This window comes from Roseateles sp. (assembly GCF_965229315.1).
In the GTDB taxonomy this organism is placed as follows: domain Bacteria; phylum Pseudomonadota; class Gammaproteobacteria; order Burkholderiales; family Burkholderiaceae_C; genus Pelomonas.
On the sequence record NZ_CBDDJA010000002.1, the window covers coordinates 279,584 to 305,000 of the forward strand.

At 70.2% G+C, this 25,417-nt stretch carries 25 protein-coding genes (1 of these 25 only partly in view); 17 read left to right on the forward strand and 8 right to left on the reverse strand.

Features of this window, described 5'->3' with window-relative positions:
* Window position 1: 1 nt before the first annotated feature.
* Window positions 2–796: a hypothetical protein gene (locus tag ACO07H_RS06040; RefSeq protein ID WP_422012157.1), complete on the forward strand. Its 795-nt coding sequence runs from the start codon at window positions 2–4 to the stop codon at window positions 794–796.
* A gap of 1 nt (window position 797) precedes the next feature.
* On the forward strand, window positions 798–2,093 hold the full coding sequence (locus ACO07H_RS06045; RefSeq protein WP_422012159.1) for a hypothetical protein: 1,296 nt from the start codon (window positions 798–800) through the stop codon (window positions 2,091–2,093).
* On the opposite strand, the gene ACO07H_RS06050 is transcribed toward ACO07H_RS06045, so the two are convergent.
* From ACO07H_RS06050 to puuE, 4 genes are read right to left on the reverse strand one after another with little or no spacing between them, the layout of a single operon-like run.
* Window positions 2,082–3,302: an ArgE/DapE family deacylase gene (locus tag ACO07H_RS06050; RefSeq protein WP_422012161.1), complete on the reverse strand. Its 1,221-nt coding sequence runs from the start codon at window positions 3,300–3,302 to the stop codon at window positions 2,082–2,084. The two genes, ACO07H_RS06045 and ACO07H_RS06050, sit on opposite strands and share 12 nt — an antisense overlap.
* Window positions 3,299–3,595 (reverse strand): hypothetical protein, encoded by a 297-nt coding sequence (locus ACO07H_RS06055; RefSeq protein ID WP_422012163.1) that lies wholly within the window; start codon window positions 3,593–3,595, stop codon window positions 3,299–3,301. Before ACO07H_RS06055 ends, ACO07H_RS06050 begins: the two co-directional genes overlap by 4 nt.
* Window positions 3,595–5,352, reverse strand: coding sequence for a 2-oxo-4-hydroxy-4-carboxy-5-ureidoimidazoline decarboxylase (uraD, locus tag ACO07H_RS06060; protein WP_422012165.1), 1,758 nt, complete (start codon window positions 5,350–5,352; stop codon window positions 3,595–3,597). Before uraD ends, ACO07H_RS06055 begins: the two co-directional genes overlap by 1 nt.
* Window positions 5,349–6,305 carry an allantoinase PuuE gene (gene puuE, locus ACO07H_RS06065; RefSeq protein WP_422012167.1) on the reverse strand — a complete coding sequence of 319 codons (957 nt, stop codon included), beginning with the start codon at window positions 6,303–6,305 and terminating at the stop codon, window positions 5,349–5,351. The genes uraD and puuE overlap by 4 nt, the downstream gene beginning before the upstream one ends.
* Window positions 6,306–6,352: 47 nt before the next feature.
* Between puuE and uraH the strand changes: the two genes are divergently transcribed.
* Window positions 6,353–6,706 (forward strand): hydroxyisourate hydrolase, encoded by a 354-nt coding sequence (gene uraH, locus ACO07H_RS06070; RefSeq protein WP_422012169.1) that lies wholly within the window; start codon window positions 6,353–6,355, stop codon window positions 6,704–6,706.
* Between the two features lie 90 nt (window positions 6,707–6,796).
* Window positions 6,797–7,552, forward strand: a complete 756-nt coding sequence (gene xdhC, locus ACO07H_RS06075; RefSeq protein ID WP_422012171.1) for a xanthine dehydrogenase accessory protein XdhC — start codon at window positions 6,797–6,799, stop codon at window positions 7,550–7,552.
* Here xdhC and ACO07H_RS06080 read toward each other — a convergent pair.
* A complete protein-coding gene (locus tag ACO07H_RS06080; protein WP_422012173.1) occupies window positions 7,506–8,330 on the reverse strand; it encodes a substrate-binding periplasmic protein in 825 nt (274 codons plus the stop codon). The two genes, xdhC and ACO07H_RS06080, sit on opposite strands and share 47 nt — an antisense overlap.
* 214 nt (window positions 8,331–8,544) lie before the next feature.
* Between ACO07H_RS06080 and ACO07H_RS06085 the strand changes: the two genes are divergently transcribed.
* The 4 genes from ACO07H_RS06085 to ACO07H_RS06100 all read left to right on the forward strand — a co-directional run bounded on the left by ACO07H_RS06085 (window position 8,545) and on the right by ACO07H_RS06100 (window position 14,975).
* A complete protein-coding gene (locus ACO07H_RS06085) occupies window positions 8,545–9,729 on the forward strand; it encodes a urate hydroxylase PuuD (RefSeq protein ID WP_422018599.1) in 1,185 nt (394 codons plus the stop codon).
* A 171-nt stretch (window positions 9,730–9,900) separates the two neighbouring features.
* Window positions 9,901–10,593, forward strand: a complete 693-nt coding sequence (locus tag ACO07H_RS06090; RefSeq protein WP_422012175.1) for a PEP-CTERM sorting domain-containing protein — start codon at window positions 9,901–9,903, stop codon at window positions 10,591–10,593.
* Between the two features lie 109 nt (window positions 10,594–10,702).
* The gene (locus tag ACO07H_RS06095; protein ID WP_422012177.1) at window positions 10,703–13,558 is read left to right on the forward strand and encodes a pre-peptidase C-terminal domain-containing protein; all 2,856 of its coding nucleotides are present in this window, start codon (window positions 10,703–10,705) and stop codon (window positions 13,556–13,558) included.
* A 133-nt stretch (window positions 13,559–13,691) separates the two neighbouring features.
* Complete coding sequence (locus tag ACO07H_RS06100) at window positions 13,692–14,975, forward strand: glycerate kinase type-2 family protein (RefSeq protein WP_422012179.1); 1,284 nt, start codon at window positions 13,692–13,694, stop codon at window positions 14,973–14,975.
* A 6-nt stretch (window positions 14,976–14,981) separates the two neighbouring features.
* On the opposite strand, the gene ACO07H_RS06105 is transcribed toward ACO07H_RS06100, so the two are convergent.
* The gene (locus ACO07H_RS06105; protein ID WP_422012181.1) at window positions 14,982–15,518 is read right to left on the reverse strand and encodes a histidine phosphatase family protein; all 537 of its coding nucleotides are present in this window, start codon (window positions 15,516–15,518) and stop codon (window positions 14,982–14,984) included.
* A gap of 88 nt (window positions 15,519–15,606) precedes the next feature.
* Between ACO07H_RS06105 and ACO07H_RS06110 the strand changes: the two genes are divergently transcribed.
* From ACO07H_RS06110 to ACO07H_RS06125, 4 genes are read left to right on the forward strand one after another with little or no spacing between them, the layout of a single operon-like run.
* Window positions 15,607–16,863 (forward strand): lipoprotein-releasing ABC transporter permease subunit, encoded by a 1,257-nt coding sequence (locus ACO07H_RS06110; protein ID WP_422012183.1) that lies wholly within the window; start codon window positions 15,607–15,609, stop codon window positions 16,861–16,863.
* Entirely contained in the window at window positions 16,856–17,536 is a 681-nt protein-coding gene (lolD, locus tag ACO07H_RS06115) for a lipoprotein-releasing ABC transporter ATP-binding protein LolD (protein WP_422012185.1), read from the forward strand. Before ACO07H_RS06110 ends, lolD begins: the two co-directional genes overlap by 8 nt.
* A complete protein-coding gene (purU, locus tag ACO07H_RS06120; protein ID WP_422012187.1) occupies window positions 17,533–18,387 on the forward strand; it encodes a formyltetrahydrofolate deformylase in 855 nt (284 codons plus the stop codon). Before lolD ends, purU begins: the two co-directional genes overlap by 4 nt.
* A gap of 11 nt (window positions 18,388–18,398) precedes the next feature.
* The gene (locus tag ACO07H_RS06125; protein WP_422012189.1) at window positions 18,399–19,217 is read left to right on the forward strand and encodes a TatD family hydrolase; all 819 of its coding nucleotides are present in this window, start codon (window positions 18,399–18,401) and stop codon (window positions 19,215–19,217) included.
* Here the strand turns inward: ACO07H_RS06125 and ACO07H_RS06130 are convergent.
* Entirely contained in the window at window positions 19,210–20,040 is an 831-nt protein-coding gene (locus ACO07H_RS06130; RefSeq protein ID WP_422012191.1) for a DUF6624 domain-containing protein, read from the reverse strand. The two genes, ACO07H_RS06125 and ACO07H_RS06130, sit on opposite strands and share 8 nt — an antisense overlap.
* A gap of 79 nt (window positions 20,041–20,119) precedes the next feature.
* Complete coding sequence (locus tag ACO07H_RS06135; RefSeq protein WP_422018600.1) at window positions 20,120–20,929, reverse strand: mechanosensitive ion channel family protein; 810 nt, start codon at window positions 20,927–20,929, stop codon at window positions 20,120–20,122.
* Window positions 20,930–20,980: 51 nt separating this feature from the next.
* On the opposite strand from ACO07H_RS06135, the gene ACO07H_RS06140 reads away from it, so the two are divergent.
* The 5 genes from ACO07H_RS06140 to ACO07H_RS06160 all read left to right on the forward strand — a co-directional run.
* On the forward strand, window positions 20,981–21,511 hold the full coding sequence (locus tag ACO07H_RS06140; protein ID WP_422012193.1) for a DNA-deoxyinosine glycosylase: 531 nt from the start codon (window positions 20,981–20,983) through the stop codon (window positions 21,509–21,511).
* 52 nt (window positions 21,512–21,563) lie between these two features.
* Complete coding sequence (locus ACO07H_RS06145; RefSeq protein ID WP_422012195.1) at window positions 21,564–22,337, forward strand: spermidine synthase; 774 nt, start codon at window positions 21,564–21,566, stop codon at window positions 22,335–22,337.
* Window positions 22,327–24,132: a GspE/PulE family protein gene (locus ACO07H_RS06150; RefSeq protein WP_422012197.1), complete on the forward strand. Its 1,806-nt coding sequence runs from the start codon at window positions 22,327–22,329 to the stop codon at window positions 24,130–24,132. The genes ACO07H_RS06145 and ACO07H_RS06150 overlap by 11 nt, the downstream gene beginning before the upstream one ends.
* A 152-nt stretch (window positions 24,133–24,284) precedes the next feature.
* Entirely contained in the window at window positions 24,285–24,749 is a 465-nt protein-coding gene (locus tag ACO07H_RS06155) for a tripartite tricarboxylate transporter TctB family protein (RefSeq protein ID WP_422012199.1), read from the forward strand.
* 8 nt (window positions 24,750–24,757) lie between these two features.
* Window positions 24,758–25,417: the beginning of a tripartite tricarboxylate transporter permease gene (locus ACO07H_RS06160; protein WP_422012201.1), read on the forward strand. The gene runs 852 nt beyond the window's last position; the window shows 660 of its 1,512 coding nt (coding positions 1–660); it begins with the start codon at window positions 24,758–24,760; its stop codon lies off the right edge, out of view.

Here is a 25,417-nt window from a genome sequence, read left to right on the forward strand (position 1 = left end):
GATGCGTGCCGCCCTGTTGTTCGTCCTGCTGCTGTGCGCCGCCAGCGTGCAGGCCACCGTCGTCAACTGCCCGCCGGCGCCGGGCGGCTTCACGGTGCTGCTGAGCGAGCCCACCGGCGGCGCCATGGCCGACCGGGCGGCCGTCGAGCGCTTCCTGAACAAGCTGCAGTTCGAGCTGGACCAGGCGCGCGACGAGCGCTGGATCAACCCCGGCGCCACGCCCGTGGCCTTCCGGGCCTGCCCCCGGCGGGCGCCGGCCCTGGACGGCAGCGAGTTCAGCGCTCAGGTGGTGGAGCAGCTCAACGACCAGCGCGTGCTGCTGGAGGTGTGGGGCGTGGTCGACCGCGACGGCACGCCGCCCGCGCTCAGTGCGCAGATCAACTACCTGCTGGTGCCGCTGCGCTTCGCGGCCGACCAGCGCGAAACGGTACCGGCCGGCCTGCAGCGCCTGCGCTACCCCGAGGCCGGCGCCGCGCCGACGACCGACGCCGTGCAGCTCATCGCCAAGCCGCTGGACCTGGACGCCTTCATTGCCAGCGCGCTGGGCCTGAAGCTGCTGCGCGAGCACGCCTACGAGCCCGCGCACGCCAACCTGTGCCGCGCCGCCAACCTGCTGGGCGCGATGCTGAAACGCCCCATCACCGGCCGCAGCAAGACCGAACTGACCGCGCTGCACGGCTTCGTGCAGGACAGCGCCGCCCGCACGCTGCGGGACGCGCTGGCCGACCCGGCCTACGCCAAGGCCGGCCTGCTGCGCCTGCAAAACCCGACCCGCCCCTGTGCGGGGGAGGAGTGACATGCGCCGTCTCACCGCTTCCCTGTTCGCCATGCTGTTGCTGATAGCGTCGCTGGCCTCGCCCGCGTACGCCGGCATGTTCATGCGCTCGTGCTCCCAACCCGTTGTGTTCCGCGGCGCCGCGGTCAATGCGCTCGTGCTGCCCTGGCGGGTGGACATCGGCTTGGGCGCCAGCGCACCCGGGCTGCCGGCCGCCGGCCGCCAGGTGTCGTCGCTGGCGCACCTGCAACTGCTGATGGGCATGCTGCCGCTGGGTTCCATCGGCGCGGTGGACTTGTTGTCCGAAGGCGGCGCCATCTGCGACGTCGACGAGGTGCTGGCGAGCGTCAGCCGCCAGGGTGTGCAGAGCGGCATGCTGGCGCCGGGACAAGCGGTCGTCGCCATCTGGGGTCGCCTGTTCGAGCAGGACGGTGAACTCTTCGTGCAGACCTACCTGCGCTTCTCGCGGCAGGGCGCCGAGGGGCTGACACCCGAGCGCCTGAGCCTCACCTGGGGCGGCGCGCAGTTGCAGGCCGGCTTGCCGATGCAGGCGCTGGCCTTCGCGCCGCGGCGCATCCGGCTCGACGACCTCGCCCGCATCGACGCCGCCACCCGCGCCGCGCTGCGCGTGCACGACACGCCGGATGCCTCCACACCGGGCGTGGCCTTCCCCAGCTCGCCGCGCGAAGGCCTGCCGTACTGGATCACCGGCCAGCGTGGCGACTGGCTGCAACTGCAGCCCATGCGCGCCGGCCTGCCTGCCGGCTGGGTGCGGGCGCGCAGTGGCGACGAGATCCCGGAGTGGTCGCTGTCGCGCTGGCTGCCCGAGCTGGACTACGCGCTGGGCGTGGCCGGCTGGCTGCGGCTGCAGGTGGGCGATGTGAGCGACGCCGACCGCGCGCGCATCACGGCTTTCGTCGAGGCCGCACTCGGCCGTTACCAGGCCGCCGTGCCGGCCGACCTCTCGCCCACGGCCTGGGGCCTGGCCGCCGCGCTGCGCGGCCACATGGCCTGGACCCGTGGCGACCGCGCCGCCGCGGCCACGCTGTTCGCCAGCGCCAAGGCCTATCTGCCCGCATCGGCTGCCGCGGCCAACCTGGCGGCGGTGTCGGCCCTCAGTGGCGTGGAAGGCAGCCCCGACAGCGCCCAACGCCTGGGCCGCCGCCTGCTGGGCGCGCTGGCCCTGGCGCCCGACGACGCGCTGCTGCGCGCCAACCTCGCGGCGCTGTACCGCACCTACGCCGACCAGCCAAGCTGGAGTCCGTTCCCGCCGGCCGAGCTGGCGCAGCGCCAGCAAGTGCTGAAATCAGCCCGCTAGCAGCTCGGCCAGTGCCCGCGCCACCACCTGCGTGGCGCGCTTCAGGTCATCGAGCACCAGGTGCTCGTCCGCCCGCTTGGCGTTGCTCTCCAGCACCGTGCGTGGCCCGGCGCCGTAGATGGCGGCCGGAATGCCATGGGCCGTGTACAGGCGCACGTCGGTGTACAGCGGCGTGCCCGAGGTCGGGATGGGCTCGCCGAGCACCGCCTCCCCGTGCTTCTGCAGTGCGGCCACCAGCGGCGCGGCGCCCGGCAGCGGCTTCATCGAGTTGGCCAGCAGCAGGCGCTTGATCTCCAGCTTCACGCCGGGGCTCTGCTTCACGGCGGCTTCGATCAGCGAGCGCACCTCGGCCTCCACCGCCGCCGGGTCTTCCTCCGGGATCATGCGTCGGTCCAGCTTGATGAGGACCTTGCCGGGGATGACGTTGGTGTTGCTGCCGCCCTCGATGCGGCCCACGTTCAGGTAGGGGTGCGTGATGCCGGGCACTTCCGACAGCCGCGTCTTCAGCACGTCGTTGTGCGCGTACAGCGCGGTCAGCAGCTTCGTTGCGGCCTGCAGCGCGTCGATGCCCGTGCTCGGGTAGGCCGCATGCGAGGCCAGGCCGTGCAGCGTCACCTCCATCTGCAGGCAGCCGTTGTGCGCGGTGACGACCTGGTAGCTGAAGCCCGCCGCGATCAGGTAGTCGGGCTGGGTCAGGCCTTGCGCCAGCAACCAGCCCGGGCCCAGCTCGCCGCCGAATTCCTCGTCGTAGGTGAAGTGCAGCTCGACGCTGCCCTTGAGCGTCAGTCCCGAGTGCTTCAGCGCCAGCAGCGCGAATGTGTAGGTCGCGAAGTCGCTTTTGCTGACGGCCGACGCGCGGCCGTAGAGCTTGCCATCGGCGATCTCGGCGCCGTAGGGCTCGTGCGTCCAGCCCTCGCCAGGCGGCACCACGTCGCCATGGGCGTTGAGCGCAATCGTCGGGCCGTCTTCGGAGAAGCGGTGGCGCACGATCAGGTTGGTGATGGACTGCATGCCGGCGGCCTGCACGTCGGCCGCTGGCACGGCGTGCTTCGCGACCTCGAAACCGAGTTCGGCCAGCAGCTCGGCCGTGCGGTCCGCGTGCGGCGCGTTGTTGCCGGGCGGGGTGTCGGTGGGGATGCGGACGAGGTGCTGCAGGAAGCGGACTTCGTCAGCGAAGTGAGTCGCGATCCAGGTGTCGGTGGTACTCATGTGATCTGCTTGGCGATGAGAAAGACACGCGTGCCTGGAGGCACCTGCTCCTTCTGCACGGATTTGGGGAGTGTCAATGGCACCGTTCTTCGGTGCTCGGGTTTTGTGCGGCGGATGGATACGAAGCCCGCGACCTGTGTGTCCATTTGCCTTCCATCGGGTAGCTCCAATCTCAGAGCATCACCGGGGCGTACATCGATACCGGAATCCATTGATGGTCCCGGAACCAACGTGCAGCCAATGCTCGATAGCTGGAACGCATCCTCGACAACGAACAGCAGCGTCGAGTCCATCAGATGATTGCTAGGAGTTTTTCAAATGCACGTATGGCCAGCTCAGCATCGTCCACGGACACCGACTCCAGCGGGTTGTGGCTGATGCCGCCATTGCCGCCGCGCACGAACAGCATGGCCTGCGGCAGCAGTTCGTGCACCTTCATCGCGTCGTGCCCGGCGCCTGACGGCAGGCGATGCACGGGCAGGCCCAGCTCGGCGACCGCGGCCTCCCAGCGCGACTGCCACGTCGGATCGCTGGGCGCGGCGTTGGCCGCCAGCGTGGGTTGCAGCGTGAAGCTCAGCCCGCGGCGCTGGCAGATCTCGTCGAGCTTGGCGCGCACGTCGGCGTCGAGCGCGTCGCGGGCCGCGTCGGTGGTCGCGCGCAGGTCCAGGCTGAAGCGGCAGCGGCCCGGGATGACATTGATGGAGCCCGAGGGCACGTCCAGCATGCCGACCGTCGCCACCACATCGGGCACTGACGCCGCACGTTGCTCGGCAAACAGGATCAGCTCGGCCACGCCCGCTGCCGCGTCGCGTCGCTGGCCCATGGGCGTGGTGCCGGCGTGGCTGGCCAGGCCGATGACCTCGCCGGTGTAGCGGCGGCTGCCGTTGATGGAGGTGACGATGCCCAGCGGCAGGTCCAGGCTGTCCAGCACCGGGCCTTGCTCGATATGGACTTCGATGAAGCCGAGGTAGCGGCCCGCATCACGCTTGAGCGCGGCAATGGCCTCCGCCGTGCCCGGCAGGCCGGCCGCCTGCATGGCGTCGCGCAGCGTGATGCCGGTGGCGTCAGTGCCATCCAGCCAGGCGGGGGCGAACGCGCCGATGAGCGCGCTGGACGCAAGGAAATCGGCCGGGAAGCGCTGGCACTCCTCTTCCGAGAAGCCGACCACCTCCAGCCCGAAGGGCAGGCGCTTGCCCTGGCGGTGCAGCTCGCGCACCACCAGCATCGGCACGAACAGGCCCAGCCGCCCGTCGAAGCGGCCGGCGCGGCGCACGGTGTCGTAGTGGCTGCCGGTTAGCAGGCGTTGTTCAGTCGCAGGATCGCCGGTGCCGTGGTAGGTGCCCACGACATTGCCGACCGCATCGCGGCCGACCTCGTCGAAGCCGCAGTCGCGCATCCAGGCCAGCAACTGCTCGGCGACAGCCGTGTGCGCCGGCGTGGCGTAGGTGCAGGTCAGGAACTCGTCGGTGTCGCTGTGCGTGGCCAGCGCCTTCGCCCAGTCCCACAGCTGCTCGCCCAGTTCGGGCCTGGCGCCGAACTTGTCGTTCAGCCGGATCTCGGCGATGCGGTGGATCTGCCGCAGGCATTCGGCCCGCTCCACGTCCGGGTGCGCGCGCAGCCGGCGTTCGAAGGTGGCGATGATTTCCTGCCGCGTGAAGCCCGTGCCGCGTGGGCCACGAACAGCAAGGATGAAAGGCCAACCAAAGCGATCGTTGTACTTGGCGTTGAGCTGCTGCAGCTTCGCGAACTCCTCGGGCGTGCAGGCGGTCAGGCCGGCCTTGAGCTGCTCGTTCGTCGACTCGGCCGTCAGCTCACCGGCCACGGCCGCCTTGCCGGCGAGTTCCGGGTGGGCGCGGATCAGGCCCAGTTGTTCATCGACGCTGGCCTCGCGCACCACGCGGGCCAGCGCGACCTTCAGGGCAGCCAGGGTCTTGAAGGGCCGCGCGGCGGCGGCGCGTTCGGCGATCCAGGGCGAGTGTTCGTAGGTGCCGTCCAGCAGCGCGACGAACTCGGCCACGCTCGCGGCGTTGAGTTGGGGGAGGGTCATCATTCCCAGACGAAAGCCGTCCTGGCGTCAAAGGGGTGGGTGGTTTTCCAGTGCCGCGCGATGTCCAGCCGCCGGCACACCCACACGCGGTCGTGGGCCTCGATGTGGTCGAGGAACTTCTGCAGCGCGCGCAGGCGCCCGGGTCGGCCGAGCAGACGGCAGTGCATGCCGATGCTCATCATCTTCGGGCTGTCGGCGCCCTCGGCGTAGAGCACGTCGAACGTGTCCTTCAGGTACTCGAAGAACGGCTCGCCGTGGCTGAAGCCCTGCGGCAGCGCGAAGCGCATGTCGTTGCAGTCCAGCGTGTAGGGCACGACGAGGTGCGGCGCCAGCTCGCCGTTGGTCTTGCGGACCTGCAGCCAGAACGGCAGGTCGTCGCCGTAGTAGTCGCTGTCGTATTCGAAGCCGCCGAAGTCGGCCACCAGCCGGCGCGTGGCGGGGCTGTCGCGGCCGGTGTACCAGCCCAGGCCGTGCGGGTCGCGGCCCAGCGTCAGGCGCTGCAGCGAGGCCATGGCCTGGGCCATGTGGGCGCGCTCGGTGGCCTCGTCCACGCCCTGGTAGTGGATCCAGCGCCAGCCGTGCGAGGCGATCTCGTGGTCCAGTTCGACGAAGGCCTGCGTCACGTCCGGGCAGCGCTCCAGCGCCATGCCCACGCCGAACACGGTCAGCGGCAACGCGCGCTGCTCGAATTCCTTCAGCAGCCGCCATACGCCCACGCGGGAGCCGTATTCGTAGATGCCTTCCATGCTCAGGTGCCGCGCCGGGAAGCTGGGCGGGTTGAACATTTCCGACAGGAACTGCTCGCTGCCGGCGTCGCCGTGCAGCACCGAGTTCTCGCCGCCTTCCTCGTAGTTCAGCACGAACTGCACGGCCACCCGGGCGTTGCCGGGCCACTGCGCCTGCGGTGGGGTTTCGCCGTAGCCGACCAGGTCGCGGGGATAGCGGGGAGTGCTCATCCCTACACTTTGCCTCAAGCCAACCACGAAAGCGCCTCGGAGTTCCCATGGGCAAATTGACGACACATGTGCTGGACACCGCCCACGGCGGCCCCGCCGCGGGCATGGCCGTGCGGCTGTACCGGCTCGACGCCGAAGGCCCGCAGTGGCTGCGCAGCGTGACCCTGAACGCCGACGGCCGCGCCGACGGCCCGTTGCTGGAGGGCGCGGAGTTCCGGGCCGGCCGCTACCGGCTGGTGTTCGAGGTGGCGGGCTATTTCCGCAGCCTGGGCCAGGTCCTGCCGCAGCCGGCGTTCCTGGACGAAGTGCCGCTGGACTTCGGCGTGGCCGACGAGGGCTCGCACTACCACGTGCCGCTGCTGGCCTCGCCCTGGGCGTACTCCACTTACCGTGGCAGCTGAAATGATGCCCCTCGCCCAGCCTGGCCTGGCTGAACGCAGGCCAGCCGGGGGGCGGACCGGCGCTCGGCCCGAACCGCTGTGAGCGCGGACTTGATCCTCGTCACCGTTTCGCGCACCGCCGGCAGCGTGCCGCGCGAGGTGGGCGCATGGATGACGGTGGCGGCCGGCGGCGTGCACGGCACGGTGGGCGGCGGACACCTGGAGTTCGACGCCATCGCCCGGGCCCGCGCGGCGCTGTCAGGCGGCGGGCTGGACGACGAGGTGCGCTACCCGCTCGGCCCCAGCCTGGGCCAGTGCTGCGGCGGCGTCGTGTGGCTGCAGTTCCGGCGCGTCGCGGCGGGCGAGGATGTCGCCGGCCTGCTGCCCGCGCCGGCCGGGCGGCCGCTGGCCTTGTTCGGCGCCGGCCACGTCGGCCAGGCCATCGCCCACATCGCGCGCGACCTGCCGCTGGCGCTGCACTGGATCGACAGCCGCCAGGCGCAGTTCCCGGCCGAGCCGCCCGCGCGCGGCTGGCGCCAGGAGGTGTGCGAGCAGCCGGCCGATGCGGTGCGCGACCTCGCACCCGGCTCGGCCGTGCTCGTCATGAGCCACAACCATGCCGAAGACTTCGACATCGTCGTCGCCTGCCTGAAGCGCCAGCGCGAGCGGCAGGACCTGGCCTTCATCGGCCTGATCGGCAGCCGCACCAAGTGGGCGAGCTTCCGTCAGCGGCTGGAGGTGCGCGGCTTCGCCGAGGCCGAGTGGCGCCAGGTGGTCTGCCCCATCGGCGTGCCCGGCGTGGCGGGCAAGCAGCCGGCCGTCATTGCGGTGGCCGTGCTGGCGCAGATCCTGGCGCTGCCGGCGTGACGACCAGGCTGCGGCCCGGCCGGGCCTGCAGGCGGTTGTTGTCGGCGCCGATCTGGCGTTCGTAGTCGGCCCAGGCCTGCTGGATCTCGCCGCGGTCGCGCATGCGGCGCAGTGCCTGCTCCAGCGGCGCCACCCAGGCCGCGCGCGACTCGTGCACGCCGTGGAAGAGCTGGTTGCGGGTCAGCGGCGTGGGGATGCGGCAGATCGCGCCCTGGCGTGTGTCCACCGGCACTTCGGCCATCCACGCAGTGGTCAGCACCAGCGCGTAGTCGGCCGCGCCCGCGCCCAGGTTCAGGAAGGCATCGCTGGGCGTGTTGGCCGGTACGCGCGCCGCCTCGGGCACCAGCGCTTCGGCGGCCACCATGCCGCGCTGGTAGCTGACGCGGCTTTTGCCCAGCTCTTCGGGCGTGAGCGCCTGCGGGCAGGGCGGCCGTGCGTAGGCGAACACCTGCAGCTGCAGCAGCGGCACGTCGACGCGGCGCAGGAAGGGCGTCTGCTCGAAGTAGACGTCCGACCGCATCGCCACGCCGTCCAGCCGGCCGTTGCGCAGCTCCGCCTGCGTGCGCAGCAGGGGCCAGGGCAGGAACTCGACCTGCAGGCCCAGCGACGCATAGGCCTTGCGCAGCAGCGCCTCGGCGGGCGGGAAATAGCTGCGTTCGACGTTGGTGCCCAGGCGTACCACCGCCGGCTCCTGGGCGCGGGCGGGCGGCGCGGCCAGCAGCGCCAGCGCCAGCACGGCGCAGGCGGGCAGGTGCACAAGGGCTTGGCGGTCAGGCATGGGCGGATTCTGAAGGGATGCCGCGGCGTTCGCCTTTCTTGGCCCATCCGGTGACGTGAAGGCAGTCCCGGCCCCTCGCCGTGGCGGCCCCGCGACGGTGGGCTGCATACACTCGCGCGCAGTCGCAGCGGTGTCGGTCCGGCAGGACTTGCAGACGCGACCCTTGGGCCTCACAGCACCCGCCGTGGTGGGGCCACGCAAGTACCACCGCGTCATGGACATCTACCTGTTCGACTGGGCCAACCTGCTGCTGCGCTGGCTGCACGTCATCACCGTCATCGCCTGGATCGGCGCGTCGTTCTACTTTGTCTGGCTGGACAACCACCTCGTCAAGCCCACGGCGGACGACACCAAGGCCAAGGGCGTGGACGGCGAGCTGTGGGCCGTGCACGGCGGCGGCTTCTACAACCCGCAGAAGTACATGGTCGCGCCGGGCAACCTGCCGAAGGACCTGCACTGGTTCTACTGGGAGAGCTACTGGACGTGGATGAGCGGCTTTGCGCTGTTCGTGGCGCTGTACCTGTGCAACGCCAGCCAGATGCTGATCGACGCCCGCGTGCATGCCTGGGGCGCGCCGTGGCAGGCGGTGGCGGCAGCGCTGGGCTTCCTGGTCGTGGGCACGGCCGTGTACGACATCGCCTGCCAGACGCTGGGTCGCACGAAGGACGGCGCCATCGGCCACGACGGCCGCGTGATGGCCGTGGTGGCGGTGTTCGTCGTCTTCGCCGCCTGGCTGGCCTGCCAGCTGTTCGCCGGCCGCGCGGCCTTCCTCATCGTCGGCGCCACGCTCGCCACCATGATGACGGCCAACGTCGCGCACTGGATCATCCCGGGCCAGAAGAAGGTCATCGCGCAGATGCGGGCGGGCGACAAGGTCGACCCCATCCACGGCCAGCGCGGCAAGCAGCGCAGCGTGCACAACACCTATTTCACGCTGCCGGTGCTGATCGCGATGCTCAGCAACCATTACGGCATGCTGCACCAGCACCCGCACAACTGGGCCGTGCTGTGCGTGCTGATGGCCGCGGGCGTGGCCATCCGCATCGTCTTCGTGAAGCGGCACAAGGGCGTCAACAGTTGGGGCGCGGTGGTACTGGCGCTCGTGCTGCTGGGCGGGCTGATCGCCTGGATGGCGCCCAAGCCGCAACCGGTGGCCGCTGCTGCGCCGCCGGTGACGCTGGCGCTGGTGCAGGCCATCGCCGCACAGCGCTGCGTGGCCTGCCACAGCGGCGAGGCCGCGCAGAAGGGCGTGCGGCTGGACAGCGCCGAAGGCCTGATCTCGCACAAGGCGCAGATCCACCAGCAGGTCGTCGTGCAGCGCGCCATGCCCTTGAACAACGCCACGGGCCTCACCGAGGACGAGCGCGCGCTGATCGGCCGCTGGGCGCTGGCACCGTAGCGTCCGCGGCGGCATGTTGCTGCGAGGTAAAGCGACCCCCGGGGTCGCGGGGGTGGCTCGCGTAGACCCTCTGCTGGCCCGCGAGGGGCCGTGGGATAAATCTCTTCACAAACGCTGCCCGGCCACAAGCCGTGCGGTACGAGAACCACATCTCATTTTCGAGGGGCTACCGTGAAGCAGATTTCCACCGTCATCGGGTCGTGCATTCGGCGATTCGCGCCAGCAGCCCTGGCCGTCGCCGCCGCGTGCCTGGCCGGCCAAGCGGGCGCCATCACCGTCACCGAGAGCGGCGATGCCGGCCAGACGCTGGCCACGGCACAGGACACGACGTCCACCGGCCCGGTGCAGAGCCTCACGGCCATCTCGGGCAGCGTGCTGTCGTCCATCGACGCCGATCTGTACCTGATCCACATCTCGAACCCGGTCACGTTCGCCGCCACGGCCGACGCCAGCGGCACGCTGTTCGACCCGCAGCTGTTCCTGCTGACGCTCGCCGGCGCACCGGTGGCGCTGAACGACGACGCCGCGGGGGGCCAGTCCACGCTGCCGTCGCTGGCCGGCATTGCGTCGCTGACGGCCGGCTACTACTACCTGGGCGTCTCGCAGAGCGGCTATGACCCGGTCAACTCGGTCAACCAGCTGCTGTTCGCGAGCGGCCTGAGCACCGACATCCGCTACGCGGCGAGCGGCCTGCAGCCGGCCACGTTCAGCGGTTTCTCCGACGGCACCTTCTTCGCCGACAGCGGCACCTACACGATCCAGCTCTCGGGCGTCGACACGCTGAGCGCCGTGCCGGAACCGTCGTCCATGCTGCTGCTGGCCGCTGGCGGCCTGCTCGTGCTGGCGCGCCGCCGCCGCGACTGACCCCACCTCGGGCACCCTCGCGAGCCCGTGCTGGCAGGCCTGTGGCCGCCGCCGTTGCGCATCGCGGGGGCGTTCAACCGTTGACCGTTTTCTCCCTGGGAGTTCTGCAATGAACAAGTCCACTCGCAATCTGTGCGTGCTCGCGGCCCGTTGGTGGCCGCTGGGCCTGCTGACCGTGTTTGCCGGCCCGCTGAATGCCGCGCCGGCCGTGCCCGCCAAGCTCGGCTCCGGCCTGGGTGAGGTGGTGAAGCAGCAGCTCGCCGACCGCGCCACCGGCCTGAAGGGCTCGCTCAACCGCAGCCTGTCCGACAGCGGCATGCTGACCTTCGACACGAGCAGCAGCCTGATCCGCGACGCGCAAGGCCGCGTGCTCGTGAACGTCCTCGTCGACGGCCGCTACCGCCACGACCTGATCAAGAGCCAGGCGCGTTCGCTCGCGTTCATGGTCGTCACGGCGGAAGACGCCCGGTACCGCGCCGGCGTCATCGAAGGCTACGTGCCCGAGAGCCAGCTGGCCGCGCTGGCCAAGCTGCCGGGCGTGCGCGCCGTGCACGGCGTGAATCGCCCGATCACCAACGTCGGCGCCGTCACGCAGCAGGGCGTGGTGCAGCACCGCGTCGACCAGCTGCCGGCCAACATCAACGGCACCGGCATCACCGTCGGCGTGCTGAGCGACTCCTACAACAACTCCACCGCCACCATCAAGGCGGCCAACGACATCGCGACTTGCGACCTGCCGGGTGCAGGCAACCCCTGCGGCAACACGATGCCCGTGGAGGTGCTCGAAGAGTCCGGTACCGCAGGTGGCGACGAAGGCCGGGCGATGCTGCAACTCATCCACGACATGGCCCCCAAGGCCCGTCTCGGCTTTGCGTCGGCCTTCAACGGCGACGTCTCGTTCGCGAACAACATCCGCGCGCTCGCCGGCGTGCAGGGCCTGCCGAATTCCAGGCCCGACTTCGCCGCGCAGATCATCGTGGACGACGTGCAGTACTTCAACGAAGGCATGTTCGCCGACACCATCATTGCGCAGGCGGTGGATGACGTGACCGCGCTGGGCGTGTCCTATTTCTCCTCGGCCGGCAACACGGCGCCCACCCAGGGCTACGCGTCCGACTTCCGCTACGTGCCCGCCGACGCCAACGCCACGGCCGGCACCAACATCAACCTGAGCGGCGTGCCGACGGAGCTGTATGCCGGCGGCTTCCACAACTTCCGCACCGATGGCGGCCAGGACATCGCGCAGACGCTGACGCTGGGCACCAGCCGCCAGCTGCGCATGGTCATGCAGTGGGACGACCCGTACGACGTGACGCCCACGGCGCTGGGCGCGCAGGTCATCCAGACCACCGGCCAGCTGACCACGTCCACGTCGGCACCGACCTTCACGTTCAACGCCACGGCCGGCACGCAGTACGTCGTCGACGTGCGCGGCGACTCGACGACCGGCGGCGCGGGCAACCTCGACGTCATCGTCACCGTCATCCAGCCGGACGGCTCGACGCTGTCCACCAACGACACCGGCACCAGCGAGAACTTCAACTTCTTCGCGCCGCAGTCGGGCACGTACACGATCAAGGTCACCGGCTACAACGGCGATCTGGGCACGTTCGTCGCGACGGTGAACCAGGGCACGGGCGTCTCGCAGATGACGACCGACTTCAACATGCTCTATTTCCACCCGACCACGGGTGCCTACCTGGGCTGCGCCTGCGAGAACAACATCGCGACCAACCGGCCGGCGGAGCTGCCGGCGTCGATCACGTTCCCGACCTCGGTCACGACCAGCCAGGTCCAGCTCGTCATCTCTCGCGCCAGCATCCCGACCGCGCCGCAGCCCGCCAGCCGCCTGCGCTACAAGATGGTGGCCTCCACCAACGGCTCCACCGGCGCGCCGGCCGAGTACTTCTCGTACAGCACGCCCGTCACCTACGGCCACAACTCGGCCGCGGGTGCCAACGGTGTGGCGGCCTACAGCCCGTTCCGCCCCAACATCCCGGAGGACTTCTCGTCCACCGGCCCGGTGCGCATCGTCTGGGACCGCAACAACCAGCGCATCCCCGAGGCCCAGCAGATCCGCCTGAAGCCCGAGATGGCGGCGATGGACGGTGGCAACACCACCTTCTTCACGTCCGACACCAACCGCGACCTGGACACCTTCCCGAACTTCTTCGGCACCAGCGCCGCCGCACCGACCGCCGCATCCATCGCCGCGCTGGTACTGCAGGCCAAGGGCGGCCCCGGCTCGGTGACACCGGCGCAGATGCGCACGATGCTGCAGCGCAGCGCCTTCGCGCATGACCTGGACCCGTACTCGTCCACGGCGCAGGCCATCACGACGAACCGCGGCAAGGTGACGGTGACGCTGGTTGGCGACAACTCCGCCGCCGCGCGCACCGACCGCAACGCGTTCAGCGTCTCCTACACCGGCACGAGCGCCATCACCAGCATCACGTTCAACGGCGTCAACGGCAACCCGGGTGGCGGCAATGTCAGCGTGTTCAGCACGCCGGGCCTGGTGTTCGACACGCGCACGGCCGGCCAGCCGTTCGTCGTCAGCAGCAGCAGCACCGTCGCTGCGGGCAGCGTCACGGCGACCAACCTGAACCAGGCGCCGTCGCCGTCCGTCACCGGCCAGTTCTACGGCCTGAAGCTGGACTTCGCGGGCGGCACCTTCACCGGTGGCCAGACTCTGCGCTTCGGCGTGGGTCGTGCGGTGCAGCGCTCCTCCAGCTCGCCGCCGACCGGCACCACGCTCGCCGCCAACTCCGGCGACCTGGCCGGCTCGGTGACGCGCCTGCCCGAGGGCACGCTGGCTGCGGGAGGCATCACCTTCACCGGCACGCTGGCCGACGGCTCGACGTTCTCCGGCACGCTGGCTAACCGCATCGGCGCGGGCTGGACGTTCCTGGACGGCTGGGGCTTCATCAACGCGCAGAGCGCCGTGGCCCAGCCGCTGCCCTGAAGCGCCGGACGCACCACGACGGGCCAGCCTTCGGGCTGGCCTTTTTCTTTGCAGCTTGCCGGTTCCCGGGGCGACGTTTTCCTGGCCGCCGACGTTTACAGTCGCCGCACCTCAGCCTGCCTGCAAGACCGCCGTGGACCCGCGCCCCCTGTTGCTCCATCTCTACGACGTGGCCGTGGCGAGCGCGCTGCCGGGCCGCGTGCTCGCCGCGCACCTGCCGCCACCGCCTCCGAACGGCCGCACGCTGGTGCTGGGCGCCGGCAAGGCGGGCGGCGCGATGGCGCAGGCGCTGGAGGCCGCCTGGCCGGCCGATGCGCCACTGTCGGGCCTGGTCATCACACGCTACGGCCACGTGCCGCCGGGCTACAAGCCGCGCCGTCTGGAGGTCGTCGAGGCCGCCCACCCGGTGCCCGACGCCGCCGGCCTGGCCGCCAGCGAGCGGCTGCTCGCGCTCACACGCGGCCTCACGGCCGACGACCTCGTCATCTGCCTGATCTCGGGCGGCGGCTCCGCGCTGATGAGCCTGCCGGCGCCGGGGCTGACGCTTTCCGACAAGCAGGCCGTCAACCGCGCGCTGCTGCACAGCGGCGCGGCCATCGGCGAGATGAACTGCGTGCGCAAGCACCTGTCCGCCATCAAGGGCGGCCGGCTGGGCGCGACCTGCGCCCCGGCCCGGGTGCTGACGCTGACGATCAGCGACGTGCCGGGCGACGACCCCGCCGTGATCGCGTCCGGCCCCACGGTGGCTGACGCGAGCACCTGCGCCGACGCGCTGGCCATCTGCCGCCGCTACCGCATCGAGCTGCCGCCGGCCGCCCGTGCGGGCCTGGAGTCCGGTGCGTTCGAGACGCCCAAGCCCGGCGACGCGCGTTTTGCGGGCCACGACCTGGTCATGCTGTCCACGCCGCAGCTGAGCCTGGAGGCGGCGGCGGCCGCGGCGCGCGCGCAAGGCATCGCGGCGCACATCCTCAGCGACGAGATCGAGGGCGAGTCGCGCGTCGTCGGCGGCGTGCACGCGGCGCTGGCCCGCGCCGTCGCGCGCCGCGGCGAGCCGTTCGCCAAACCCTGCGTGATCCTGTCCGGCGGCGAGACGACGGTGACCGTCAGCGCCGCCCGGCCGCCCGGCAAGGGCGGCCGGGCCACCGAGTTCCTGCTCGGCTGCGCGATGGCGCTGCAGTGCGAGCCCGGCGTCTACGCGCTGGCGGCGGACACCGATGGCATCGACGGCGTCGGCCCGCATGCCGGCGCGCTGCTGACGCCCACCAGCCTGGCCCGCGCCCGAGCGCTGGGGCTGAACCCGCAGGCGCTGCTGGACGCCCACGACAGCGCCAGCTTCTTCGCGCCGCTGGGCGACCTGCTGGTGCCCGGCCCGAGCTTCACCAACGTCAACGACTTCCGCGCGCTGCTGGTCGTCTGAGCCGGGTCACTGGCAGGCTGCCGTCGGCGCGGCGCCCGCTTCGCCATACGACAGGCGCAGCAACGCGGGCCGCGCGCCCGGCCTGAGCACGAACGCGTGCTGAAAGCTGCCTTCGCACAGTTCAGGCACGACCGGCCCGCCCAATGCCACCAGGAGGGCCGGCACGGTGTTGCTGTGGCCCACGACGAGCACCGTGCCGCTGAGCGCTCGCACCGCATCCGCCACCTCGCGGATGTGGGCGGCGGCGTCGCCGCGCCGGGCTTCCACCACCTGGGGCTGCAGGCCCAGCGCCCGGGCCAGCGGCGCGGCGGTGTCGCGTGTGCGGCGGAACTGCGTCGTCACGATGGCGCTGACATGCGCATCGGCCAGCGCCCGCGCCAGGGCCTGCGCGCGCTGCTCGCCGGCCGGCGTGAGGCCGGGGTCGGCCGCGGGCTCGGCGGCGCGTTCGGCGTGGCGCACGAGGATGACGAGGTCGGGCGTGGCGGAGGCCGGCAGCGCCAGCGTGGCGCACAGCAGGGCGATCAGAGAATGACGAAGGCTCATGGCGGGTCCAGGCGATGCTGTCCGACATTGTCGGCACGGGCCGCCAGTTACCATCCCGGCCCCATGCAGCCCGCCTTCGCACCGCCCCATGCCCTTGCCGTTTGAACTCCAGGTCGGCTGGCGCTACACCCGCGCCGGGCGCGGCGGGCGGCGCAACCGCTTCATCAGCTTCATCTCCGGCGTGTCCATGATCGGCATCGCGCTGGGCGTGATGGCGCTGATCGTCGTGCTGTCGGTGATGAACGGCTTCCAGAAGGAAGTGCGCGACCGCATGCTCAACGTCATCGCCCACGTCGAGCTGCTGAACTACTCGGGCCAGGCGCTGCCGGACTGGCAGGCCACGGCCGCCAAGGCGCGGCAGAACCCGCAGGTCATCGGCGCGGCGCCCTTCATCGTCAGCCAGAGCCTGATCGCCCGCGGCGAGGACATGCGCGGCGCCATCATCCGCGGCATCTCGCCGGCCGAGGAAGCGACCGTCACCGGCCTGGGCGCGCAGCTCCGGGACACGGCCTACGCGCGGCTGAAGCCGGGCGAGTGGAACATCGTCATCGGCGCGGAGATGGCGCGGCTGCTGGGCGTGCACGAGGGCGACAAGATCACCGTCGTGTCGCCGGGCGGCCAGGTCACGCCGGCCGGCGTCGTGCCGCGGCTCAAGAGCTTCACGGTGGTCGGCACCTTCAATTCCGGCCACTACGAATACGACTCGGGCCTGGCGCTGATCCACGTCGACGACGCGGCCAAGCTGTTCCGCTTCGAGGGCCCGACCGGCGTGCAGCTGCGGCTCAAGGACGTGCACGAGGCGCGCCGCGTCGCGGCCGAGCTGAGCCAGCAGATGGGGCCGGACATCCTGGTGCGCGACTGGACGCGTTCCAACGCGACCTGGTTCGACGCCGTGCAGATCGAGAAACGCATGATGAGCATCGTGCTGACGCTGATCGTCGCCGTGGCGGCCTTCAACCTCGTCTCCACCCTCGTGATGACGGTGACCGACAAGCAGAGCGACATCGCCATCCTGCGCACGCTGGGCGCCAGCCCCCGCTCCGTGATGGGCATCTTCATCGTGCAGGGCGCCGTGTCGGGCGTCATCGGCACGCTGGCCGGTGTCGGCCTGGGCCTGCTGATCGCCTTCAACATCGACGTCATCGTGCCCTTCATCGAACACCTGCTGAACGTCAGCTTCCTGCCGGGCAGCATCTACCTCATCAGCCAGATGCCCAGCGACCCGCAGCAGGGCGACATCGTCCCCATCGCCATCGGTTCGCTGGCGCTGGCCTTCCTGGCCACGCTGTACCCGAGCTGGCGCGCCAGCCGCGTGCAGCCGGCGGAGGCGCTGCGCTATGAGTGAACTTGTGCTGAACGCGACCGGCCTGACCCGTCGCTTCGAAGAAGGGGGTCTCGACGTCACCGTGCTGCGCGGCGTCGACCTCACCGTGAAGCGCGGCGAGACGCTGGCCATCGTCGGCGCGTCGGGCTCGGGCAAGTCCACGCTGCTGCACCTGCTGGGCGGGCTGGACCAGCCCACCGCGGGCAATGTCACGCTGATGGGCCGGCCGCTGGCGCCCATGGACGAGGCCGAGCGTGGCCGCTGGCGCAACCAGCATCTGGGCTTCGTCTACCAGTTCCATCACCTGCTGCCCGAGTTCAGCGCGGTGGACAACGTCGCGATGCCGCTGCGCATCCGCCGCCAGACGCCCGACCAGGCGCGCGCCACCGCCGCCGAGATGCTCGCCCGCGTGGGGCTGAAGGAGCGGCTGCACCACCGCCCGTCCGAACTCTCCGGCGGCGAACGCCAGCGCGTGGCCATCGCGCGGGCGCTGGTCACGCGCCCGGCCTGCGTGCTGGCCGACGAGCCCACCGGCAACCTCGACCGCGACACGGCCGATGCCGTCTTCGCGCTGATGCTGGAGCGCGCGCGCGAGCAGGGCACCGCCTTCGTCCTCGTCACCCACGACCGCGACCTGGCGGCGCGCTGCGACCGGCAGCTGCTGCTGGTCGCGGGCCAATTCGAGACCCCATGACGCCGCGTTTCGTCCTCAAGCTCTCCTGCCCCGACCGCGCGGGCATCGTCCATGCCGTGACCGGCGTGCTGCTGCGCGAAGGCGGCAACATCCTCACGTCGCACCAGCATGGCGATGCCGACCATGCGCGTTTCTTCATGCGCATCGAGTTCGAAGCGTCGGCCGAAGAGACCGCGCTGCAGGCCGCCTTCCGGCCGCTGGCAGACGAATTCGGCATGGACTGGGCGCTGGTCGCCCGCGCCCGCAAGACGCGCGTGCTGCTGCTGGTGTCCAAGCTGGGCCACTGCCTGAACGACCTGCTGTTCCGCGTGCAGACGGGGCACCTGCCCATCGAGATCCCGGCCATCGTCTCCAACCACCGCGACTTCTACCAGCTCGCGGCGTCGCACAACATCCCGTTCCACCATTTCCCGCTGCTGGGCGCCACGGACGCGCAGAAGGCCGCGCAGGAAGCCAAGATCCGCGAAGTCGTGGCCGACAACGCCATCGACCTGGTCGTGCTGGCGCGCTACATGCAGATCCTGTCTCCGGACCTGTGCCGCGACCTGAGCGGCAAGGCCATCAACATCCACCACAGCTTCCTGCCCAGCTTCAAAGGCGCCAGGCCCTACCACCAGGCCTACGAGCGCGGCGTGAAGCTGATCGGCGCGACGGCCCACTACGTGACGAGCGACCTCGACGAGGGCCCGATCATCGAGCAGGAGGTCGCCCGCATCGATCACAGCATGCCGCCCGAGCAGCTGGTGGGCATCGGCCGCGACATGGAGTGCGTGGCGCTGGCGCGGGCCATCCAATGGCATGCGGAGCATCGGGTGCTGCTGAATGGCAACCGCACCGTCGTCTTCCGCTGAGAGAGCCGGCAGTGTGGATCGACACCCACTGCCACCTGGACGCGGCCGAGTTCGACGCCGACCGTGACGCCGTCGTCGCGCGGGCCAGGGCCGCGGGCGTCACGCAGATCGTCATCCCCGCCGTCAATGCGCACCACCTCGAACGCGTGCGCGAACTGGCGCACGAGCACGACCTGACCTACGCACTGGGCATCCATCCGCTGTGCGTGATGGGTGCGGCGCCGGGCGACCTGGACCGCGTGGCCGAGGCGCTGGCGAAGCACGCCGACGACCCGCGGCTTGTCGCCGTCGGGGAGATCGGCCTGGACTTCTTCGTGCCGGGCCTGGACCCGGCCACGCAGCAGCATTTCTATGTCGAGCAGCTCAAGCTCGCCCAGCGCGCCCGGCTGCCCGTGCTGCTGCATGTGCGCCGCAGCGCGGACCAGTTGCTGGCCGGGCTGCGCCGCGTGGGCTTCACGCAGGGTGGCATCGCGCATGCCTTCAACGGCAGCGAACAGCAGGCGCAGGCCTTTATCGACCTGGGCTTCAAGCTGGGCTTCGGCGGCACGCTGACCTTCGAGCGCTCGCTGCAGATCCGACGCATTGCGGCACAAGTGCCGGAGACAGCGCTGGTCATGGAGACGGACTCACCGGACATTCCGCCGCAGTGGCTCTACAAGACCGCGCAGCAGCGGGAGGCCGACCCGGGCCAGGCGCGCAATGAGCCGGCCGAGCTGCCTCGCATGGCCGAGAGCCTGTCGGCGCTGCGCGGCTGGACCGTGGCAGGCACCGCCGCCGTCACGAGCGCCAATGCCATCGCCGCGCTGCCGCGGCTGGCGGCGTTCAGCTGAGGTTGACGCGGAACTCCGAGACGATCTCCTGATCGGCCTCCTCCGGCCGGCAGCGGTATCCGCCGACGGCCGTTTCGACGGCGCGGATCAGCGATCGGGGCACGGCCCCTGTGACGCGGATGTTCTCGACGCGCCCGTCCGCCTTCAGCAGGAAGCGCACGGCAACCTGGTAGTCGCCGTTCTTCAATGACGGCACCTCCGGCACCGGCATCGTGGGGCAGCGGCCACGCGGCAGCTTGATGGCGGGTGGCGTGTAGACGAGGTCGAAGCGCCTGGCGTAGTCCGCGATCGGTTCCATGCCGATGGCCGCACGGCGCTTGTCCATGTTCGCCTCGTCCTCGATGGGCGCGAAGCGCAGCTTGCCGCCCGGCCCCGTGCCGAGCTGGCTGCCGTAGCGCTGCGGCTTGCCTTCGCGCATCAGCATGCGGTCCTCCAGCATGCCCAGCTCCGCCGCAGACAGGTCGCCGCGCTGCTGGGCCTCGCGCATCAGCGGCAGGTAGCGGCGCTGCACTGCGGGTTCGGCATGCTGCACGATCAGGAAGGCCGTGCTGCTGGCGCGACCGCCGCTCGGCCAGCCGTGGCGGTCCAGCAGCTCGGCCAGCCGCGCCATGTTGGCGGCATCGATGGCCTGCTGCCCATCGCTCAGCGCCTTGAACTCGGCAGTCTTGCCCTGGCCCTTGACCAGCAGGTCGTGCAGGCGCTGGCGGTCCCGCTGGTCCAGTTCGCGCATCGGCTCCAGTTCGGCCCAGAGATCGGCGGCGTACGGCTCGGCCGCCGCGACGGCCAGAGACACGAAGAGGGCAGCGAGCAGCAGTCGTTTCATGACGGTCCAACGCAGGGCTTGGGGGGCAGGCGCCACAAGGCGGAACGCAGGCAGCCAGGCGAGCCAAGGCGCCGTGGCTTCAACGGTTGCGCGGCGCGATCGGTGTTTCCGGGACCGGGTAGCCGGCGGCGCCGAAGGTCGCGACGATGGCCTTGTGGGTGTCGAAGTAGACCTGCCAGTAGTGATCGGTGTGGCAGTAGGGGCGCACGCACAGCAGCGGGCCTTCGGGCGTGAACTGCAGGATCTCGATGTCGGGCGCCGGCGTGGCCAGCACGTTGGGAATGGCAGCAATGGCCGGCTTGAGGCGGGCGATGGCGTCCAGCGGGTCCACGCTGTTGGCGACCTTGGCCAGGCAGTCGACGCGGCGGAACGCCTGGGCCGAGTAGTTCTGGATGGCGCCGCTGAAGACGGTGTTGTTGCCGACCAGCGTGTGCACGTTGTCCGGCGTGTTGATGGTGGTGCCGAACAGGCCGATCTCGGTGACGGTGCCGGTCACGCCGCCGGCCTGCACGAAGTCGCCGACCTTGAAGGGGCGCAGCACCTGCATGAAGACGCCGGCCGCGAAGTGCGTCAGCAGCCCGCCCCAGGCGGTGCCGATGGCCAGGCCCGCGCCGGCCAGCAGCGCGGCGAAGGAGGTGGTCTTGACGCCGAAGATGTCCAGGATCGCGAGGATGAGGACCAGGTTCAGCAACACGCTGAGGATGGAGCGCAGGTAGGTGGCCAGCGTGGAGTCGATGCGCCGGCCGCGCTCCAGCGCCGCCGTGAAGACGCGCAGCGCCATTGAAATGAGCCACCGGCCGACGACCCACGCGGCGATGGCCGCGAGAATCTTCAGGCCGAAGTCCACGCCCTGGGTGCTGAGAAACAGCCAGATGGCTTCCGTGTTCATCATGTCGAGTCACTCCCTTTGAAAACCCGCCCATCGTCGCAGCCACCCGCCGTGTCTGCCAAGCCGTCAAACCCCGAGGTCGCGCGGCTCGTCGGCCTTGCGCCGGTGTTTGATGGCCGCGCGCGCCTGCTCGTGCTGGGCAGCTTTCCCGGCGCGGCCTCGCTGCAGGCGGCGCAGTACTACGCCCATCCGCGCAACGCCTTCTGGCCGGTGATGGGCGCGCTGCTCGGCGAGCCCGAACTGCTCGCCCGGCCGTACGACGAGCGGCTGCAGGCGCTGCGCCGCCACCGCGTCGCGCTGTGGGACGCGGTTGCCGCGTGTCGTCGCGAAGGCAGCCTCGACACCGCCATCGAGGCCCCCGAGCCCAGCGACCTGCGCGAGCTGGTGGCCCGCCTGCCGCAGCTGCACGCCATCGCCTGCAACGGCGCGCTCGCCCACCAGCAGACGCTGTTGGCCTTGGGTGATGTGCGCCTGCCAGTGCTTCGCCTGCCGTCCACCAGCCCGGCGCACGCGGGGCTGAGCCTGGCCGCCAAGGTCGAGGCCTGGCGTGCGGCGCTCGGGCTTTATGTGGCGGCCGACTGAAAGGTGCCCCGGGTCCGGCGATCCGTCCGCCTTGGCCTAGGATGCTTCGCCAATGAAAACCAAGACATCCACCTGGGGCCCGGCCACGCTGAGCGAATTCGACGGCGTGCGCTTCCTGCACCTGGACTCGATCTGGGTCCAGGGTGCGATGCGCATCCGCAAGCCCGACCAGCTCGAACTCGAATACATCCAGCGCATGTGCGCCTGGATGCTGTGGCGCGACCCCGCTGCGCTCGGTGACGGCCACGCCGTGCAACTGGGCCTGGGTGCGGCGGCGCTGACGCGCTTTTGCCACGGCCCGCTGAAGATGCGCACGACGGCGGTGGAGATCAACCCGGAGGTCATCGCCGCGTGCCGGCACTGGTTTCGCCTGCCGGCTGATGGTGCGCGGCTGAACGTGGTCAACGAGGACGCCGCGCGCTGGGTCGGCGACGACGCCCACCTACAGACGGTGGACGTGCTCAACGTGGACCTGTACGACCACGACGCCGCGTCGCCGGTGCTGGACGACGAGGCTTTCTACGCCGCCTGCCACCGCGTGCTGGCGGACGGCGGGCTCATGACGGTGAACCTGTTCGGCCGCAGCGCGAGCTTTGCGCGCAGCGCGCTGCGCATTGCGCGCGCCTTCGGGTCGGACCAGGTCTGGAGCCTGGCGCCCACGAAGGAGGGCAACACCATCGTCGTGGCGGCGCGCGGCGTGCAGGTGCCGCACCGCGATGTGCTGGAGCAGCGGGCGGCTAACATCGAATCGCGCTTCAAGTTACCGGCCCGCAAGTGGTTGCGCCTCGTGAGGCCGCTGCCGATGAGCATCCTCCATGCCCTCTGACCCCGCCTCTGCGATGACGACCAAGCCCAAGCCCCCGGCGCCCGCATCCAAGTCCGAAGGGCGCCTGGAGTGGCGTCAGCTGCTGAAATGGCTGCTCAAGGACGGCCTGATCGACGAGGCGCAATCCGCCCGCACGGAGCAGCGCTTTGCAGCCGGCGACAGTTCGCTGCATCCGCTGGTGCGCCTGGGCCACGCCAGCCTGGTGCAGATCGCCACGGGCAAGCCGCTGGACGTGGATGCGCTGTCCGAATGGCTGGCCGTGCGTGCCGGCCTGCCTTACCTGCGCATCGATCCGCTGAAGGTGGACGTGGGCCGCGTGGGTGACGTGATGTCCATCGGCTACGCGGAGGCCAAGCGCTGCCTGCCGGTGCAGTTCGGCATCAACGACGTCACCATCGCGACATCCGAGCCCTTCGACACCGGCTGGGTGGCGCAGATCGAGTCGCATGTGCGCAAGCCCATCAAGCTCGTCATCGCCAACCCGCTGGAGATCGCGCGCTACACGACCGAGTTCTTCACGCTGGCGCGTTCGGTGCGCGCCGCGGCCAAGGCCGGCGAGCAGAGTCAGGTGGCGAGCTTCGAGCAGCTCGTCGAACTGGGCCGCACGAACAAGCAGCTGGACGCCAATGACCAGGGCGTCGTGCAGGTGGTGGACTGGCTGTGGCAGTACGCGTTCGACCAGCGCGCATCGGACATCCACCTGGAGCCGCGCCGCGAGATGGGCGTCATCCGTTTCCGCATCGACGGCGTGCTGCACACGGTCTACCAGCTGCCGCCCACCGTGATGGCGGCCATGACCTCGCGCATCAAGCTGCTGGGCCGCATGGACGTCGTCGAGAAGCGCCGTCCGCTGGACGGCCGCATCAAGACGCGCAACCCCGGTGGCGACGAAGTGGAAATGCGCCTGTCCACGCTGCCGACGGCCTTTGGCGAGAAGATGGTCATGCGCATCTTCGACCCCGACACGGCCGTCAAGGACTTGTCGTCGCTGGGCTTCTCGCCGCACGACTCAGAGCGCTGGGAGACCCTCGTCAAGCAGCCGCACGGCATCATCCTCGTGACCGGCCCGACGGGCAGCGGCAAGACGACGACGCTGTATTCGACGCTCAAGCGGCTGGCGACGGACGAGGTCAACGTGACGACCATCGAAGACCCGATCGAGATGATCGAGCCGGCCTTCAACCAGACCCAGGTGCAGAACGTGCTGGACTTCGGCTTCGCCGAGGGCCTGCGCGCGCTGATGCGCCAGGACCCGGACATCATCATGGTGGGCGAGATCCGCGACCTGGAGACGGCCGAGATGGCCATCCAGGCGGCGTTGACCGGCCACCTGGTCTTCAGCACGCTGCACACCAACGATTCGGTGTCGGCGATCACGCGGCTGACGGACCTGGGCGTGCCGAGCTACCTGATCAGCGCCACGGTCATCGGCGTGCTGGCGCAGCGGCTGGTGCGCACGCTGTGCCCGCATTGCAAGCAGCCCGACCCGGCCGTCACGCGTGAGAGCCTCAACGAGTTGGTACGCCACTGGCGCCTGGGTGGCGGGGTGAAGCCGTACAAGCCCGTCGGCTGCCTGGAGTGCCGCAACACGGGCTTCCGCGGCCGCGCGGGCCTGTACGAGCTGCTGACGGTGACGGAAGGCGTCAAGACGGCGATGGGCGACTTCGGCGCGTTGCGCAAGCAGGCGCTGCAGGAGGGCCTGAGGCCGCTGCGCCTGGCCGGGGCGATGAAGGTGGCGGAAGGCATGACGACGGTGGAAGAAGTGCTGCGCAGCACGCCGCATTGGGAAGGCTGAGGCCGACGCGCGGCTTGCCTGTCGTGACGCCGAGTTGAGTCAGGACGAGGCTGCCTTACGTGTAATCCACAAGCTGCCTGTGAGAGTCGGCTGACAGAATCGCCGCCAACAAGGTTGCGCACCCTCCCGCGGTGCGCCGGAGGCGACAAGCAATGAAAATCAAGAGCCAGCGGGACTTCTGGTCCGGGCTGATGTTTCTGGTGGTGGGCGCGGTGTTCGCGTGGGGGGCGTTGGAGTATTCCTTCGGCAAGTCCGCACAGCCCGGGCCTGGCTACTTCCCTTTCGGGCTGGGTATTCTGCTGGCCCTGCTCGGGGCCGTGGTGCTGTTCAAGGCGCTGACGCTGGAATCCGAAGGTGGCGACCCGGTGGGCGCCATCGCCTGGCGCCCGCTGATCGTCATCGTGCTGGCCATCGCCGTCTTCGGTGTCGCGTTGCCGCGCCTGGGCCTGGCCGTCACGCTGCCGCTCATCATCACGCTGTCGGCACTGGCCGGCGACGAGTTCCGCTGGCGTGACGTGCTGGTCAGCAGCGTCGTGCTGACGGTCGGCAGCTGGGCCATGTTCATCTGGGGACTGAAGCTGATCATTCCGCTCTGGCCCATCTATTTCAACGGCTGAGGACGAGCATGGATCTGCTGAACAACCTCCTGCTCGGGTTCCAGACGGCGCTGAGCCTGCAGAACCTGCTCTACGGCTTCCTGGGCTGCGTGCTCGGTACGCTGATCGGCGTGCTGCCCGGCCTGGGCCCGGTCGCCACCATCGCGATGCTGCTGCCCTCGGTCTATTCGCTGGATGCGACGCCCGCGCTCATCATGCTGGCCGGCATCTACTACGGCGCGCAGTACGGCGGCTCCACGACCGCCATCCTGATCAACGTGCCGGGCGAGTCCAGCTCCGTCGTCACGGCCATCGACGGCTACCAGATGGCCCGCCAGGGCCGCGCCGGCGCAGCGCTGGCGGCGGCCGGGCTGGGCAGCTTTTTCGCGGGCTGCGTGGGCACCATCATCATCGCGGCGTTCGCGCCCCCGCTCACCGAGCTGGCCTTCAAGTTCGGCTCGGCCGAGTACTTCTCGCTGATGGTGCTGGGCCTGGTGGGGGCCGTGGTGCTGGCATCGGGCTCGCTGATCAAGGCCATCGCGATGATCGTGCTGGGGCTGCTGCTCGGCCAGGTCGGCACGGACGTCATCACCGGTGCCACCCGCTACTCCTTTGACCAGCCCGAACTGGCTGACGGCATCGGCTTCGTCGTCATCGCCATGGGTGTGTTCGGCTTCGGCGAGATCATC